The sequence below is a fragment of the Haloarcula vallismortis ATCC 29715 genome (assembly GCF_000337775.1).
Classification (GTDB): Archaea; Halobacteriota; Halobacteria; order Halobacteriales; family Haloarculaceae; genus Haloarcula; species Haloarcula vallismortis.
In genome coordinates, this window is sequence record NZ_AOLQ01000035.1 from 1 (window position 1) to 17,075 (window position 17,075).

General features: G+C 62.1%; 13 protein-coding genes. 4 read left to right on the top strand and 9 right to left on the bottom strand.

Going from position 1 to position 17,075, the window contains the following annotated elements; all coding sequences use genetic code 11:
- Window positions 1-1,141: poly-gamma-glutamate biosynthesis protein PgsC/CapC (locus C437_RS08515; protein ID WP_004516532.1), on the bottom strand; the 1,141-nt coding region annotated here is incomplete at its 3' end.
- 483 nt (window positions 1,142-1,624) lie between these two features.
- On the opposite strand from C437_RS08515, the gene C437_RS08520 reads away from it, so the two are divergent.
- A complete protein-coding gene (locus C437_RS08520; protein WP_004516533.1) occupies window positions 1,625-3,607 on the top strand; it encodes an AMP-dependent synthetase/ligase in 1,983 nt (660 codons plus the stop codon).
- A gap of 23 nt (window positions 3,608-3,630) precedes the next feature.
- On the opposite strand, the gene C437_RS08525 is transcribed toward C437_RS08520, so the two are convergent.
- The 7 genes from C437_RS08525 to C437_RS08555 all read right to left on the bottom strand — a co-directional run bounded on the left by C437_RS08525 (window position 3,631) and on the right by C437_RS08555 (window position 13,705).
- Entirely contained in the window at window positions 3,631-4,023 is a 393-nt protein-coding gene (locus C437_RS08525) for a secondary thiamine-phosphate synthase enzyme YjbQ (protein WP_004516534.1), read from the bottom strand.
- Between the two features lie 71 nt (window positions 4,024-4,094).
- Complete coding sequence (locus tag C437_RS08530; RefSeq protein WP_004516535.1) at window positions 4,095-5,420, bottom strand: cytochrome P450; 1,326 nt, start codon at window positions 5,418-5,420, stop codon at window positions 4,095-4,097.
- A 93-nt stretch (window positions 5,421-5,513) separates the two neighbouring features.
- Entirely contained in the window at window positions 5,514-5,900 is a 387-nt protein-coding gene (locus tag C437_RS08535; protein WP_004516536.1) for a CBS domain-containing protein, read from the bottom strand.
- Window positions 5,901-6,007: 107 nt separating this feature from the next.
- The gene (locus C437_RS08540; RefSeq protein ID WP_004516537.1) at window positions 6,008-8,047 is read right to left on the bottom strand and encodes a SpoVR family protein; all 2,040 of its coding nucleotides are present in this window, start codon (window positions 8,045-8,047) and stop codon (window positions 6,008-6,010) included.
- Complete coding sequence (locus tag C437_RS08545) at window positions 8,044-9,360, bottom strand: YeaH/YhbH family protein (protein ID WP_004516538.1); 1,317 nt, start codon at window positions 9,358-9,360, stop codon at window positions 8,044-8,046. Before C437_RS08545 ends, C437_RS08540 begins: the two co-directional genes overlap by 4 nt.
- On the bottom strand, window positions 9,351-11,633 hold the full coding sequence (locus C437_RS08550) for a PrkA family serine protein kinase (RefSeq protein WP_004516539.1): 2,283 nt from the start codon (window positions 11,631-11,633) through the stop codon (window positions 9,351-9,353). Before C437_RS08550 ends, C437_RS08545 begins: the two co-directional genes overlap by 10 nt.
- On the bottom strand, window positions 11,633-13,705 hold the full coding sequence (locus C437_RS08555; RefSeq protein ID WP_004516540.1) for a PrkA family serine protein kinase: 2,073 nt from the start codon (window positions 13,703-13,705) through the stop codon (window positions 11,633-11,635). The genes C437_RS08550 and C437_RS08555 overlap by 1 nt, the downstream gene beginning before the upstream one ends.
- Before the next feature lie 604 nt (window positions 13,706-14,309).
- Here C437_RS08555 and C437_RS08560 point away from each other — a divergent pair.
- The 3 genes from C437_RS08560 to C437_RS08570 are packed head-to-tail and all read left to right on the top strand — an operon-like array spanning window position 14,310 to window position 15,690.
- A complete protein-coding gene (locus tag C437_RS08560; RefSeq protein ID WP_004516541.1) occupies window positions 14,310-14,687 on the top strand; it encodes a DUF5820 family protein in 378 nt (125 codons plus the stop codon).
- Window positions 14,688-14,719: 32 nt separating this feature from the next.
- Window positions 14,720-15,169, top strand: a complete 450-nt coding sequence (locus C437_RS08565; RefSeq protein ID WP_004516542.1) for a UPF0179 family protein — start codon at window positions 14,720-14,722, stop codon at window positions 15,167-15,169.
- An 8-nt stretch (window positions 15,170-15,177) separates the two neighbouring features.
- Window positions 15,178-15,690, top strand: a complete 513-nt coding sequence (locus tag C437_RS08570) for a metal-dependent hydrolase (RefSeq protein ID WP_004516543.1) — start codon at window positions 15,178-15,180, stop codon at window positions 15,688-15,690.
- A 15-nt stretch (window positions 15,691-15,705) separates the two neighbouring features.
- Here C437_RS08570 and C437_RS08575 read toward each other — a convergent pair whose 3' ends face one another.
- On the bottom strand, window positions 15,706-17,013 hold the full coding sequence (locus C437_RS08575; RefSeq protein ID WP_004516544.1) for an acetamidase/formamidase family protein: 1,308 nt from the start codon (window positions 17,011-17,013) through the stop codon (window positions 15,706-15,708).
- Window positions 17,014-17,075: the final 62 nt, after the last annotated feature.

The following is a 17,075-nucleotide window of genomic DNA, read 5'->3' on the forward strand; positions in this document are numbered from 1 at the left end:
AGTCTCTCCTGACTGGTCGCCATCGCTTGTCGAGTCGTCGTTGTTGTTCAAGTCGGGCAGCTGTCAGCCCGCCGGGGACGAGCGCTACAACCGTCCCCAGCGCAATCGATCCCATTCCACCGGGTACTGGCGGGGGAGCCGTCAGTGCTGACACCAGCAGCACAAATACGGCAAAAATGGCTGCTGAAAGACGGGTCGACTGACGGAGTTCGGTCACAGAGAGGCGGTGGAGATTGTATGCACCGATTCCGCTGATCAGCGCGGTAAACAACAGGTAATTGCCCGGAAGAGCGGTGAGCAGCCCGGCAGGGACGGACAGCAACACAGCAGTGACGGCTGCCATTGAAAGGAGGACCCGCCCGTACACCAGTGTCCGTCGATGGATGAACTGAATGATCGCATACGTCGCCAGCAGGAAGGTGGCATAGAGCAACAACACGGAAGGCTTGGCGACAACGAAGAGCGCCAGTAGCGGGAGGGCGATAATCCCGTACAGCCGGACGTTCCAGACTGTCTCCACGAACAACGAGACCAGCAGTCCCAGGAACAGAACGCCCAGGCCGACTGCCGGACTGTGCATCATCCCGAAGTTACCGCCTGCAACAGCGATATTCCGGAACTGTGCGACATCAGATGCCGGCGAGAACAGGAGCGTCGCGTCCGCACCGAGCAGTGCCAGTGTGGTCTCCGAGACCAGTGCAGAACCGAGTGTGAGCAGGCCAATGTACGCAGCGACGGTCGCGACGAGATCATCAACCAGTCGCTCAAACTCAAGTCGATGGAGGTTATACGCTGCGACTCCCGGGAGAATGCTTCCGATGGCATACACCTCAATCGAGCTGGTGTAGTAGCCGAAGGATGCTAGTATGGCGACGGCAATACACGGAATAACCGCGCCAAACAAGATTGCAGTATATAACAGCCTTCGACCGTACAACAGTGTCCGCTCGGAAACGACCGTAAGACACCAGTACGCAGCCGCGACGCTGATGACCAGCACTGGGAGGGATGAGACGTCATACAGTGTGTACAGTGCAAACAGGGGAACGACAATAACCCCTGACAGCCTGAGGTCCCACAACTGCGTGGCTGTCACCCCAAGTACCAGGCCAGTGATAACGATGACTCCGGAGAGTATCATTCCTGGCTATATCGAAGTCCCGGTGTACCTGTGACTGCTATTTCTGCAGGAAGCTGTTCCTCGATGGTCGGATCGCCATGAGCCGACAGAGAGTACGGTGTATCATCTGGGTACATCTCGTGTATTTCCAGATACTGATATGAATTTATTATACACCTGCAAAATGTAAGATTGATATATAAAATGCCGAGACTCAACGCATAGTATGACTCTTATTTCTGTTTAGCATCACCCAAAGAAAGCCTCTACGCATAGTGTGGGGAAAACGGCACCTTACTGCTTTATTTATCATATTGTCGATGAGTAACACTCACCACTCTCGTCGCCTGGACGATATATGTCGAGCAGTTGGCATAATCTAGATTGGTTGCTAGTTGCTGTCTGGGTACCCGACGACACCGCGGTGAAACAACTCTAACAAACCCGAAAAGTGTTATCATCCTGCATATATTTGGGCTCCCATGGTGAACACTGACCCATGACATGACCGCGGGCAAGCACTCTGACTGGCGGCAAGCCGAAGACGAATACACTGATGAAGTCATCGGCGACGACACACTGGGCGAAATGTTTGCCGCAAGCGCGGCGCGAAACGCCGATACGACGGCCCAACTGTACAAGGGTGGCGTCTACGACCGGTCACTGACCGACGACGTGATACCGGCGGCTCCCGACGGCGACTACGCCGAACTCAGCTACGAGCGGATGCACCACCTTGTCAAACACTTGGCCGCAGGGTTCCGTGACCTTGGTGTTGGCCCGGACACGCGTGTCGGTATCCTGGCGAACACGCGGATGGAGTGGGCGCTGAGTGACTTCGCAATCCTGTCTGCGGGTGGAGTCGTGACGACAGTGTATACGGATTCCTCGCCGAATCAGGTCCAGTATCTGCTGTCGGACCCGGAGGCGAGCGCCGTCGTCGTGGAGAACACTGAGATGCTGGAACGTGTTCTGGCTGTCGAGGACACCCTCTCGCTCTCGTTTATCGTCGTCATGGACGACACCGACGTGGACCGCGAAGACGTGTACACACTTAACACCGTGTACGAGCGCGGCGAGGAGACGTTCAGCGAGTCGGCGTACCAGTCCTGGCTAGACGAACGCGACCCAGACGACCTTGCGAGTCTCATCTACACCTCCGGAACGACGGGCCAGCCGAAAGGAGTCCAGCTCACACACCGTAACTTCCGGGCGAACGTCAACCAGACGCGCCGGCGAATCGGGCCACGACCGGACAAACCGCCGGACCTGCCGACCGTCACCGCCGAGACGCGTTCGATAGCGTTCCTCCCTCTGGCGCACGTCTTCGAGCGCCTCGCGGGTCATTTCTTCATGTACGCCTCCGGCGCGGCTGTAAGCTACGCCGAGAGCCCGGACACGCTGGCCGACGACCTCCAGACTGTCCAGCCGATGACTGGATTGAGTGTCCCCAGAGTCTACGAGCGTATTTTCGACAATATGCGAACGCAGGCCAGCGAGTCTCCGCTGAAAAAGCGGATTTTCGATTGGTCGATGGACGTGGCTCGGGACTACGCCCGGACCGACGACCCGGGACCGATACTCACGGCAAAACACTCGCTCGCGGACCGTTTCGTCTACAGCACGGTCAAAGAACGGCTTGGCGGGAACATCGAGTTCATGGTCAGCGGCGGCGGCAGCCTCTCGAAAACGCTCTGTGAGACGTTCCTCGGGATGGGCTTGACGATACTCGAAGGGTACGGGCTCACGGAGACGTCGCCCGTTCTGACGGTGAACCCGCCAGAAGATGTTCGGCCCGGAACCCTCGGGGCTCCGCTGACTGCGGTCGACGTTCACATCGATACCGGCGTCGTCGACGCTAGCGAGTTCGACGACGTCACTGGCGACGTGGGTGAACTGCTCGTCGACGGCCCGAACGTCACGCAGGGGTACTGGAACGCGCCCGACGCGACGACGCGGGCGTTCACGGAGATCGACGGCACCCAGTGGTTCCGCACCGGCGACATCGTCGAACGCACCGACGACAACTTTCTCATCTACCACGACCGTCTCAAGGAACTGCTCGTTCTCTCTACGGGCAAAAACGTCGCGCCACAGCCCATCGAAGACCAGTTCGCGACGAGCGACCGGGTCGATCAGGTCATGGTCGTCGGCGACGATCAGAAGTTCGTCGGTGCAATAATCGTCCCGAACTTCGAGGAACTCCGTCGGTGGGCCGACAGCGAGGGCGTCGACCTCCCCGACGACCCCGAAACGCTGGTCGATGACGAACGGGTCCACGCGTGGGTCCAGACCGCCGTCGACGCGGTCAACGAGGACCTCGAACGCGTCGAGCGAATCAAGTCGTTCGCGCTCGTCTCCCGGGAGTGGACCGCCGAGAACGACTTGCTCACACCGTCGATGAAAAAGAAGCGCCGCAACATCCGCAGCGCGTACCGTGCGAAACTCGCCGAAATCTATGGCGAGCAACAGGCCGAAGCGGCCTGACCGGCAGTTACCGGGGCCTCGACTCAGTCGGTAATGACCACGTCGACGGCTCGTTCTCGCGGCCCGTCACAGTCGACGAACAGCACGGACTGCCACGTCCCCATATCGAGGTCGCCGTCGCGGACGGGAATTGTCTCGCTTGCCCCGACGATCATCGCCCGGACGTGTGAATCTGCGTTGCCGTCCAGTTCGTCGTGGGCCCACCCGTTGTCCGGGATAAGCTCGCCGACCGCATCGCCGAGGTCGCCCAGCAACCGCGGCTCGGCCTCGTTGACGGTGATACCCGCCGTGGTGTGACGGACGAATACGGTACAGGTCCCCTCGGCGTCCTCGGGAATCGCCTCCCGGACTCGCTCGGTGATATCAACTACATCGGTGTGTGCGTCGCTTTCGACAGTGAACCGAGTCGCGCTCATACCGGACGCCACTCCCCGGACATATGTGAAGATACACCATTCTCATCACAGCGGTGTCAGGACCGCCGGCGCTACGTGCGTGCCGATAGCTCGGCCCTCAACGGTCCCGATGGACGCAGTGTCACGCTCGGCTGTAGGTCGAGTTCATTGGCAGTCACCTGCACGTCGTAGTGCTGGAGAATGTGGCTCAGGGCGAACTGCGCCTCGGTCAGGGCGACCTGACGACCAATACAGACCCGCGGCCCGCTACCGAAGGGATAGTACGCCGGGTCGCCCCGCGATGCGTCGCCGGCCCACCGCTCCGGGTCGAACGTCAGGGGGTCCGACCACACGTGCCTGTCCCGGTGATGTGCGTATATGGGGAGCATAACGAACTCGCCTGCGTCAAGTTGCGTGCCGGCGAGAGTGACTGGTTCGCGGGGCTCACGTGAGACGTTCCAGGCTGCCGGCGTCAGCCGCAGCGTCTCCCTGACGACCCGCTCCGTGTAGGTGAGTTCGGACAGGTCGGCCCAGCCGGGCCGTCCTCCGTCGAGCACCTCTCTCGCCTCCGCTCTGACGCGCTCTTTGGCTTCCGGGTTCTGTGAGAGCCAGTAGAACGCGTAGGCGATCGTCAGTGCTGTCGTCTCCTGCCCACCGGTCATGAACAGCACCGTCTGGTCGATGAGTTCGTTCTCGGAGAGCTCGATGTCCGGGTCCGCCTTCGCGTCGATGAGCGCGGTAATCACGTCTCGGGGCGGGTCCTCGCGGTCGAGGTGCCAGTCCACGAACTCCGTTGCGACCGAGTCGAGCACTGCGTCGGCTTCCTCGAACTCGCTTGAGACGCCGGATTGCAGCCGCTCGGGCAGGAGCAAATCGAACACGGAGGCGTCGAACTCATCGTTGAGAGCGGCTAGCGCCTCGTGGACTGTCTCCCCGCGTTCCCGGTCGGTGTCCCGGCTGAACAGCGAGCGCGTGATGACCCGCATCGTCAGTATCGACAGCTCTTCGAACAGATCTACGGTCCCCGATTCGGGCCATTCAGTCAGCGTCTCATCGAGCGTCTCGCCGGCGATTTCGGCGTAGTCTGCGAGTCGCCCGCCGACGAATTCCGGGTCCAGCACCGACCGCTGTTGCTCCCAGAGCGCGCCGTCGCTCGACACGAGTCCCTGTCGTCGCTGCTCCTGGACCCCGACGTTCGGGCGGCGGAACCGGTCACGGTCGGCCAGGACCTCGTGTGCGAGTTCGGGGTCGAGGACGACTGTTACCGACTGCCCGACCGACGGGTCGATCCGGACGAGCGGGTACTGGTTCGCGTAGGCGTTCTGGATTCCCGTGAGAAACCGCAGCGGGTCCCTCGCGAGCCGCGGCAGACTCCCCACGACTGGAAGCCCCGGTGGCGTGTGTGCCGTTCGCTCCATGGCCGCGGGTTAGCCCAGATACGCAAAAACCTTTGGTGCATGTTGACACATACTTCCTGCTGCCGCGAGGACAAATTCCCGGAGCAGTCCCGCTCAGTCGTCGGCGAGGTGAACGGTGAGGTCCGTGGCCGAGACGATACCCGTCACTCGGTTCTCGTCGTCGACGACCGGAACGTGGCTGATGTCGTTCGCTCGCATCCGGCTCGCGACCCTGGATAGTTCGGTGTCGGGCGACGTGGTGACGATGTCGGTCACCATGTGTTCCCCCACAGTCGCTTCAGTGGGGTCGACGCCGTCGGCGGTCATCCGAACGTAATCCGTCGAGGTGAGGATGCCCGCCGGCTGACATGCCTCGTCGACGATGACGACCGACTTGATCGACTGGTCGTCCATTGCCGCCGCAACGTCGAGTGCCTGGTCGTCAGCAGTCACTGTCAGCACCGGTTCGGTCATGCAGTCCGCGACGGTCGCCTCACTCATGCTCCGGGGTTAGGACCGATTCTACATACGATTTGCGCGGGTACTGGAAAGAATACCAACACAGCGGCGGATTCGGTTTCCGCCTGTGCTGGGGTGTCCCACAGCACTCAGGCCAGCCATTCGTCCGGCTTGGTGTTGTAGTCGATGTCGGTCGCGGTGAGGTGTTCGACCTCGGACCAGTCCACGTCAGTGACGGTCACCTCGTCGCCGTCATAACGGATGCGCTTGCCGACCTCCTCGGGTTCGGGTTCGCGGTCGCGGCGCTTGGCGACCTCCACGTCGTGGTCGTCGAACTCTTTGACGATGGTCAGGAGGTTCACGGGCCGGCCCCAGAGTTCGAAGGTCCGCTTGAGGACCTCCTTGGCCTGCCCGATGTCGAGCATCACGCCGTTGTACTGGTGGGCCAGCAGCAGTTCGTTGCGGTTCTGGTAGTTGCCGTCCTCGACGACGACGGTGGGCTTCCCGAAGTTGGTGAACTGCAACATCAGCTTCTTCTTGACGTCCTCGTGGTCCGTCGAAGTCACCCGGTAGTCGCCGGAAGCGTGGGTGTACTCGTAGGTGAAGTAGTCGTTGTCGTCGACGAACTCCTGTGTGAGGAACTCATCGAGGAATGTCACGTCGTTGTGACTCTCCCGGATCTCCCGCATCCGTTCCCAGCCACGGGTGTAGTCCACGTCGGCTAGCGCCTCCTCGACACTGTCGTAGCGCGAGTCGTCGAACATGTAACGGGCGGTCCGCTCCAGTTCCTCCTGTCCAATCCGGGAGACGAAGCCGCGGTACTGAGGCTTGACCAGCGAGTAGTGCCGGTGGGCCAGTCCCTCGTAGGTCAGCACCTTCCAGGGGTACTGCTCCACGTCGAACTCGCCGCCGCGGGCCGCCGCCAGCCCCTCGCTATCGACGCGGGGGTCCTCGGGGTCGAGGTCGTCGAGGTGGCCCGGAACGTCGGTGAGCCATTCGGGGGGTTCGAGGCGGCTCTGCACCATCTCGTAATCGACGCTCTCGTCGAAATTTCGCCAGGTGATTCCCTCGACCCGAAGTAAGCGCTCGATGACCTCCCGGCGGTTCTCCGTGTTCTCCACGTACTCCCAGATCTCTAAGCCGAGGCTGTAGGGGTTCAGCCCGCCCGACCCCAGCACCTTCGACATATGGTCCGAGTAGAGGATGAACTCGTCGTCGCCGGCGAACTGCTCGCCGGTCATCATCAGGGATTCCCAGTAGGAGGCCCATCCTTCGTTCATTATTTTTGTCATTTTCTGGGGTGCAAAATAGTAGGCCTCCCGGCGCAGGAGTTCCAGCAGTTCCGTCTGCCAGTCCTCCATCTCCGTGGCCCGTTTGGCGTCCGCGTCGTACTGCATGCCGTGCTTGCGGAGGAAGCCGAGGACGTCCTTTTCTGGTTCGGCGGGGAACGTGACGTTCTCGTCGTCGTCACGCTGGGCGTCGAGCCACTCGTCGTCGAACACCTGCCGTTTGACCTCCTCGGAGAGGTCGAGGTCATCCAGCTGCTCAGTGACGTCGGCCCCTTCGATATCCTCGAACTCCTCGGGGACTGTCTCGACCGGGCTGTAGGGGACGTGCTGGTCGATGTTGTCCTCCAGACAGAGGACGTGGTCGATGAACCGTTCGACCTCGGCCCGTTCGATGTCGGGGTCCTGCATGTACTCCTGAATGGTGTCGCCGTGGCGAGCGAGCATTCCGGCGGCGTCGGGGCCGCGACGGCGGTTCGTGCCGGACTCATCGGTCGTCGTCCGAGAGGAACCGTCGGTGAACATGCGGAACCACTCGTTGTTGGCGAAGAAGTCCGCGTGGGCCTCGACGTGGGTGATGACGGCCTTCTGGTCGGCCAGCGTGTTCGATTCCTGCAGGAACGCGTGGGCCGGGTCGTCGTTGTTGACGATCTCGAAGGCCTTCCCGCCGAGGAACTGACCCTGCTTTTGCTGGCGGTCGTACTGCATGCCCCAGCGCCAGTGCGGATACCGCTGCTGGAACCCGCCGTAGGCGATGAGTTCGTTCATCTCGTCGTAGTCGACGATCCAGTAGTTCACCGGGTACGGCTTCAGCCCGAGCTTCCGGGCGAGGTTACCCGCCTCCTCGACGGGTTCGTCGAGGTCGTCGGCCACGCGCTGTTTCGCGAATCTGTCGTTGTTCATTGGTCTTCCGTGCTGAGTATGTCGTAGATGGCGTCCACCACGTCCTCCGGCGAGGAGACGTACGCGACCGCGACGTTGTCGGCGTCGCGGAAGGAGCGTTCGACCTCCTCGGCGTGGGTGGCGTTGATGGCGTTGCCGCTCGGCTGGGTCTCCACGTAGGCATGGAGGTTCGCCGGGATCTGTTCCATCAGCGGGACGACCTTCTCTTCGGTGTCGTTCGATGAGTTCTCGCTGTCGCCCGCCGCGAACACGTAGCGGTTCCACTCGCTCCAGGGGTACTCCTCTTCGAGGATTTCCGCTGCGAGTTCGTACGCGCTGGAGATGCGGGTCCCGCCGCCAGAGCGGATGCCGAAGAACTCGTCGCGCTCGACCTCCCAGGCGTCGGCGTCGTGGGCGATGTAGACGAACTCGGCGTTGTCGTACTTGCCGGTGAGATACCAGTCAAGCGGCGTGAACGTCCGCTCGACGAGTTCGCGTTTCTTCTGGCGCATCGACCCGGAAACGTCCCGGATATTCACGACGACGACGTTCTTCTCCCGCTCCTCGACGATTTCGGGGTAGCGGTAGCGTTCGTCCTCGCGGCGGAACGGGATCTGGTCGACGCCCTCCCGCCGGATGCGCTGTGAGGTCTCGACCTTCTCGACGTTTGCCTCCATCTCCTCGATGGAGTCCCAGACGGCCTTCTCGTCGCTGGGGAGTTCCTCGTAGGCGTCGTCGATCCACGCCTTCGAGACGGGCATGTTCTGCTCGCGGGTCCACTCGTAGACGGTGGCCGGGCCCCAGCCGTCGACTTTCAGCGCCTCGCGGACGTAGTCCTCGTCGAAGTCCATCGCGAGCTTTCGCTTCAGTCCCTTCTTGAACAGCCGCTCGAAATCCAGCGTCGAGGAAGGGCCGGTCCGGGTGATATCCGTGAAGTCACCTTCCTTCTCTTCGATGACCTTCTTGCCCTTTGGTTCGAGGTCGAGCCCGAGCTGTTCGTCCAGCTCCTCGGCGAACTCCTCGGGGTCCATCTCGTAGTACTCGTGTTCGCCGCCTTCCTCGCCGGGTTCGCCGTCCTCACCGTCGTCGCCGTCGCCGGGCTGGGGCTGTGGCTGGCCGACCGGGTCGCCCTCCTCTGCGCCCTCGCCCTGGCCGACGCCGCCCTGATCGCGCTGGTCGTACTCGAACTCAGGGAGGTCGACAATCTTGATCGGGATGCGGACTGAGTCGCCTCGAGACTGGCCGAGGTCGCCGTACTGGATGAACTCGGCGAGGTCCTGTCGGCGCTCCTCACCAACATCGCGGTACCGTTCGAGGTCGTCTTTTAGTCCCATCTATAACTCACCTGACTCATGACGTGTCGGCTCGTCAGCTCGGCCGACGCCGGCGTGTAGTCGAACATCTCGACCATGTTGTCCAGCGCCTTTGCCTTGAGGCGGGCCGTCTCGGTTCCGGACGGTGGGTTGTCCCACTGCCCGGGCTCGAAGTCCTCGTAGGTCCGCTTGATATCGTCCCAGTCGTAGCTCCCGAGGACGGTGTTGATGACCGGAATCTCCTTGGGGTTGACGTCGCTGACGCGGAACTCCTCGTCGCGGCGCTGCCACGCGTGGCGGTTCAACGCCGTGATGATCTTGTCGGTGCGGAACTGCTCGACGGCGTGGTCGGGGTCGTTGCCGTCGTAGTTCTTCTCGTCGAAGCGACCCAGATGCTCGATCTCGAACACCTTCATCTTCAGCGGGTCGGGGTCGACGAGTTCGCCCCGCTCGTTCTCTATCTGGTCGTCGGATTCCCAGGCGTAGACCTGCTCGATGTACTCCTCGACGGTCGCCTCGTCGACGCGCTTGTCCCGCATCATCGCATCGAGGACGTCCTGTTCCTGCTGGCCGAAGATGTAGTTCTTGACAGTCACGACCCGTTCCTCGTATTCGGTGGCCTCGCCGGTGGAGAACACGGGGGCATCTTCAAGCCCCTCGGCGACGGCGTTGAGCACGTCCCGTGGCATCAGGACGTGTTCGACCGGGAGGTCTGGGTGGTGGCGATCCTGTGACTCGTGGAGCAGGTCGGCGATGATATCACGGACGTAGGTGACCGGGATGCCGTGGTCGCCGTCCTCGGCGGTGGTTTCGAGGTCGTAGTCCTCGATGTCGACTCGTTCGTCGCCCTCCATCAGGTAGCCCCGGTCGAACAACAGGGCTTTGTCCACGAGGTCCAGCCCGGTTGGAATCTCGGCGCTGTCGAGCCGCGAGACGACGGCGTACAGCGCCGCGGACTCGACGGTGTGTGGAGCCAGCTCTTTGTCGGTGGCCGAGGCCACCTCGTCCCGGACCGAGATGGTCAGTGGCTCCTGAATCCACGTCTCCAGCTCGTCCCATGTCTCGGGGTCCCACACCTGCGTTTCGTTGGTCAGCTCGCGACGCAGGAGCTGGGCCTCAAGCGAGAGATTCGTCAGGTACGTGAACTCGTGTTTGTCCAGCCGACGTTTCAGCGCCTTCAGCGGGTCCTGGCCCTCGCGGTCGGCATGCTTGTTCAGCTGAGCCTCCAGGTCCGGGTTCGAGATGATGACCAGCTGCGTGTCCACGTCCATCCCGATGCCCTTGTCGAGTTTGACGTGGGACTCGTCGGGGACGTTCAGTAGCTTCTGGAGCAGGTCGGCGTGCTGGGCGGCGTCTTCGACGACGGTCAGCAGGCCGTTGCCCTGCGAGAGGACGCCGTCGTAGCTGAACGCCTGCGGATTCTTCCGGCCGCGGGAGTCCAGTTCGCGGAGCATGCCGTGCATCCACGAGCCGACCAGCCGCTCCTTGGGCGTGCCCTCGTCCTCTGAGTGGAGGATGCCGATGCCATGGCCCACGTCCACGACGAAGTTCTTCACCCGGAGGTGGGCGGGCTGGGTGACCGCCGAGAACAGGTCTGTCTCGCCCTGCCGGCGGTACTGCTCTTCGAGGAAGTCGTAGGCCTCCCGCGAGAACGGGTCGAGTTCGCCGTCGACGCGGATGGGGATGTGGTCGTCGAGGCGCTCGTTGACCTCGGCGAGCAAGTCCGTCCGCACGTCGTCGGGGAACACCGTCAGCGGGTGGGCCTGAACTGGACTTTCGTACCAGTCGTCCTCGTCCTCGATGGCCGCGTTCCCGTATGTCATGCTCGTGGCGCTGCCGCCCGCTCCGGCGACGTTCCACTCAACGGTGTAGCGCCGCCCCTCGGGCGTCTTCGAGTACTCTCGCAACCCGTTGATGAGACAGCGCTTGAGCTCGGATTTCCCCGTGGCTGTTGGCCCCTCCAGCCAGATTATCTTCTCGTCTTTCCCGCGACCCGCCGCGATAGAGCGGAGGTCGTCGACGAAAGCGTTCAGGACCTCGGTGTTACCGAGGATGGCGTGTTCGCCGTCGTTGTACGGGTCATCGAAGAAGCGGTAGCGCTCCTTCTCCTCGCCTTCCTCAATGACCATCCGCGTCCCGGCATCCTCGATCGCATCGAGCAGGTACTTCGAGGCATGCGCCGCGAGCTGAGGCGTTTCGAGGACGGCGTCGACGTACTCCGCGAGGCTCATCGGGGCCTCGTAGGCGGCGTCGAGGGACTCGTCCGCGCGGTCGATGTACTCCTTGCCGGTCATTACTCTTCCATCTCGCTTTTGGCGACCTCCGCACCAGCGAACTCGAGCACTTCCTTGGCTCCCTCCTCGGAGTAGCCCTGCTCGATGAGGGCGTCGATCCACTGGTTGCGCTCCTCGTCGTCCATCTCCGAGCTGGAGACCAGCGCGGAGAAGTTGATGTTGTGTTTCTTGTCCTCCCAGAGCTTGCGTTCCAGCGCACGGCGCAGGCGGTCGTTGTCCTGTGGGTTGAACGTGTCACCCTCGCGGGCGCGCCGGGACACCCAGTTCGACACCTCCTGTCGGAAGTCGTCCTTGCGGTCCTCGGGGAGGTTCAGCTTCTCCTCGACGGAGCGCAGGAACTGCTCGTCGGGCTCCTGCTCGCGGCCGGTGAGTTCGTCCTCGACGGTCGCGTCGTCGATGTAGGCCATGACGTGGTCCATGTACTTCTCGCCCTGACGCTGGATCTCGTCCATGTCGTAGGCCAGCGCGTGGCGCACGTCCTCGATGGCCCGCTCCTTGTACTCCTCGCGGACGAGTTCGAGGAAGCGGTAGTACTTGCTGAACGACTCCTCGTCGATGGAGCCGTGGTTTTCGAGGTTGCCCTCGAGATGATTGAACGTCGTCAGCGGCGAGAGGAAGTCGCGGCTGCGGTGCATCGAGTCCATGATGGCCTCGGCGATTTCGTCGCCGATGAACCGCGGGGAGACGCCGTCCATCCCCTCGCCGATGTCGGCCATCTTCTCGGCCTCCTCGCGGAGTTTCTTCACGTCGACATCGTCGGCCTCGTCGATTTCGCCGTTGTAGGCTTTGGCCTTCTGGACGAGGTCTATCGATTCGTTGTCCGGTTCCTCGATGCGGGTGAGGACGCCGAACAGCCCTGCCATCTCCAGAGTGTGGGGCTCGACCTGGATGTCCGGCAGGTCGGCGTTACGCAGCATCTTCTGGTAGATCTGGGCCTCGGCCTCGTACTGGAGGACATAGGGGAAGTCGATGCGCTTGGTCCGGTCGTTGAACGCCTCCATCTTCTCGTCGCCCTTCTTGTCCCGGTACTCGGGCATGTTCGTCCGGCCGACGATGACCTGGTCGATGTCGATACGGGGGTTGTTCTTGGGCTTGATTGTCTGTTCTTGACTGGCATGGAGGAAGTCATAGAGGAACTCCCGCTGGAGTTTCAGCAGCTCCTCCCCCGAGAAGATGCCGCGGTTGGCGTTACAGAACGCCCCGGAGTAATCAAACGCTCGCGGGTCGCTCTCGCCGTAGATGGCGATTTTCGAGTAGTTGACATCGCCGGTGAGTTCTGTCTCGTCCTGATTCTTCTTGTCTTTCGGTTCGAAGGTCTCGATACCGCGCCGCTGGTTCTCGTCGGCGACGAAGCGGACGACCTCGACGTGGTTTTCGAGAACGGCCTGCAGATCATCGTCGTACTCGGCCAGCAGGCGGTCCATGTAGAACTCCGAGGCCGGGTCCAGCGACTGCTCGTTACGGATGGTGTAGGGCGCATCGAGGTCCTCGTTGATGTCTTCGATGACCTTGTCCCGCTGTGCCTGCGGGAGGAGTACGAGCGGGTCCTGATTCATCGGCGACCGGACCACGTCGTCGGCGGGGTCCTGATCGTGAATGACGTCACAGAGGTTCGTCCAGCGGAACGTGTACATCCGGCCCTCGTCCCGGCTCGTGTAGTCCTCGAAGTAGCGCCGGACCTGCCGGTCGAAGTCGGACTTACCCGATCCGACCGGACCTAGGAGGAGTTTGATACGCTTTTCGGGCCCGAGCCCACGAGCGCCCGATTTGACCTTGTTGACGAACTCGTGGATGGCCTCGTGGATGACCCGCCCGTAGAAGGTGTTCTCGCCGTCGTTGAGGGGGTCCTCGCTCGCCAGTTCGTACTCGACCACGCCGGCCTCCTCGTCGTAGGTCGTGCCGTAGTAGTCGAACATATCCGCGACGCGCTGGTGGGCGTTGCGGGCAATCTTTGGCCTGTCGTACAGCTGTTGCAGATACCAGTCGAACGCGTTCGTCTTCCGGAGGTCCGCCGGTATCGTGTCACGGTACTCCTTGCTCAGCGCTTCGAGTGTCTCTTTGTTCTTGCTCATGCTATCTCAGTAGTTCGTCGTGGCTGCAGGCGACTGCCGACCGTTACGGGCTGTCCTCGGGGCTGTACTCGTCGTCGGTGCTGTCCGCTACAGATGTGGCCGCGTACGGTTGCTGAATACCCCTTCACCGCAGGGTGACGCGTGTGCCCTTCCATGGCTGACCTGCCGGGCGGAACACGGGGACTGTTCCGACCTGGTTTGGTAACGGGAATCAGTGCCGAACTGTTTCCGATACTATTTACCGTACGAGTTCTGTTCATATAAGAACTTTGCCCTCTTATGGGCAAACCGCCGATAAATTTCGGTGCGCTGGTCGGCCGAACTCGGGGATGGCGGGCCACACGTATGTTAGCACATCTCATTATTTTTGCGTTGGTTTATATACTGTGTCGGTTGTCAACTGTTCTCTTCGGTGTGTCGGCCAGTGTTTAGCGCTGGATTGATGTGAATCTGTTGCCGGATTGATTGGCGGCTGCGAACGGGACACACGGTATCGCAACTCGGTGCTTCGACGTTCCAGTGCTCAGTTGCTTGTCGGTATCTGGAGCTGGCGGACTCTGGGACGGACCAGCGGATTCTTGCCGGTCCGCGCCAATTCGTCGGTATGGATCTGTCGGGCCTCCCCGACGACTGGACGGTGTGGAACGAGACCGACGAGAAGCTCATCCTCGCGTACCGCCCGGACGTCTTCGACTCCGAGCAATTTCCGGCGCCGTGTCTGCCGACTATCTATCTCACGCGCGGGAAACGGACCCGCCGACCCGGCGCTGACCGGACCGGAGAGGCCTGGTACGTCTCCTTCTATCTAGAACCCGAGGTCGAACGCGACGCCGATTCCTACGAGCGCCGCGACGCCGCCGTCGACGGTGCCGTGGAACTGGCGACCCGGTTCGCCGACGGCGACCTGGACTACCGGTCGCTGTATCAGGTGCCACGAGACGCGTATCTAGACAGACTGGACGCACTGACCGGGCGGTCATGATACTTTACCGTGGCGACGTTCTATAGCCCGGTATGACCACCGTCACGCTCGTCGGGACGCGCCTCGCTGAGGCCGGCGAGGAGTTCGTCTACCACGGCGAAGCCAGCGGCTGTGCGGGCTGTCCCTACCGCGACCAGTGTCTCAATCTCACGGTCGGGACCCGGTACCGGATTACCAGCGTCAGACAGAGCGGCCAAACGCTAGACTGTGCGATGCATCAAGACGGCGTGCGGGCCGTCGAGGTCGAACCCGCGCCGATCAGGGCGAACGTGCCCTCGAAGGGAGCCTATGCCGGGAGCAAAGCGTCACTGATGGGCCCCTGTCCACACACTGAGTGTCCCAGCCATCCCTACTGTGAGCCTGCCGGTGCCGACTTCGACGACGAGTACCGGATTGACGAAATCATCGGCGACCCGCCCCACGACTACTGCATGCTAGACCGGGACCTGACGCTAGTGGAGCTCGAAGGCGACGAGCAGTAGGCCAAGACATGGTCCTCCCAATCGAGCACTTCATTATCGCCCTCCTCCCCGTCGCAACGTATGCGGTCATCCGAGACCGGCGACTGCCGTCGCTCCAGCTACTCGCAGTCGCCTTCTTCGGGAGCCAGTTCCCGGACCTCATCGACAAACCTCTGGCTCACGAACTGTTCCTCATTCCGTCCGGGCGAGTGTTCATTCACTCGCTCCCGTTTGCCATCCCGCTCGCGATTGCTGTCATCGCGTATGGGATCAAGACAGAACGGGTGCGCCTCGCCGTCGCGTTCGTGTTCGCTCATCTCTCGCATCTGGTCGCCGATAATCAGCAACTGCTCCCGCCGAATCCACGCGTATCCCCGGACTTGCTCTGGCCGCTCCAGCCTCCCGTTCCTCGGTCAGCCATCCCGAACTGGGCCGGTTCGGGGTCGATAAATCTCCACCTCTGGACCGCGTTTTCAGTTGTTGTTCTCGCACTGGTGGCGTACGTGCTGGTGGTGGATCTGAAGACCCAATTCAAGCTGTAGACGAACGCTGTGGGTCTATAGCCCGTACTGTTCTTGGACGGCAGCACCGAGGCCGCGCTCCTCCAATATGTCGAGCGGAGCGAGCATATCCAACTGGACGACGCCGGGGAGTCGACCGATCTGGACACCCCCAGTAAAGGTACACCGCGCACGGACCTCGCCCTCGCTCATGTCCAGCAGCGTCGTCGCCCGGTCGAAGGCGTTCTGCGTGGCGTCGTTGACTGTGGCACCCGATCCGACCACCTGAATCGGTGCCATGTTCTCCTGCACGTCGACGCCATGCTCTGTACCGAGATCGCGGCCGGCCTCGAGCTCGTCGTCGCTGTAGGGCTGGCTGATGAACGGCAAGTCCTCCTCGTTGGGCAGCAGGATGGGCCCGTCGAGTTCGAGCCCGTTGATGACTTCGATGTCCATCGTGACGGTCCCGCTCACGTCGGTCGTGTGCAACGAGAGCTCCCCGTCTCCCTGGTTCGCGTGCAGGTCGCCGACGTAGACACCGCCGCCGTCGACAGCGACCGGACAGATCAGCGTTGCGCCCTCGCGGACCTCCGGAATGTCCATGTGGCCGTCAGTCCGCTGTTCCAGGTCGGCCTCAGTTTCGACGCCGTAGTCGTGGTCGGCACCGATGAGGCTCTGTCCGAAGTCTCCCGCATTGTGTGAATCCGGCATCGTGACCGGCGGTGTCGTACCGATGTTGCCGATGAACGGACGGAGTCGGCCAAGCGTCCCGGGCATCCCGTCGGGTTCGTACAGCAAGATCGGATGCTGGCGTGCGTTCTCGGGGATGTCCATCACCTCATCGGCGTTTGTCGCGAGCTCGTGTGCCCCATCCTTGTCGAGTGTCAGCCCGACGGCGTTCTCGTGGTCGAAGGCCACGGTGTACCCGTACTCGAAGCCAAACGAGGAGGCGTTCGCGCCGCACTCGGCACACCGGATGGCATCCTCACCGGTGCCCTCGACGACTGAATCCGGCCACGTCGTCCCACACTCCGGACACCGATGGTCGACGAAGGGGTCATCCTCGAAGGCTCCGTCGCGTTCGGCCATCGACCCCGTACTCGTCGCCATACTCGTCACCTCGATGTCGCGGATGTGGATCGGCACGGCGTCGCCGACACTTGCCCCCTCGACGCGGATCGGTCGTGTGACTTCGTGTCCGCCACGGAACGACGGTGTGATCATCGGCCCCCAACAGCCCGGCGGCGTGTACGTTGTGACCCGGCCACCGTCGGCGACTGTGCCAGCCCACTCCTGGTCGGGACCGACTAACCCGAGTGTGTACTGGTCGACGTGTAGCTCTTCCTGGACGCTTTGTTGTGACATACGATTACATGGTAGGGTTTATCTCAATATAACCGTAGTGGGGAGTGAGTGGGGTAGAGCAT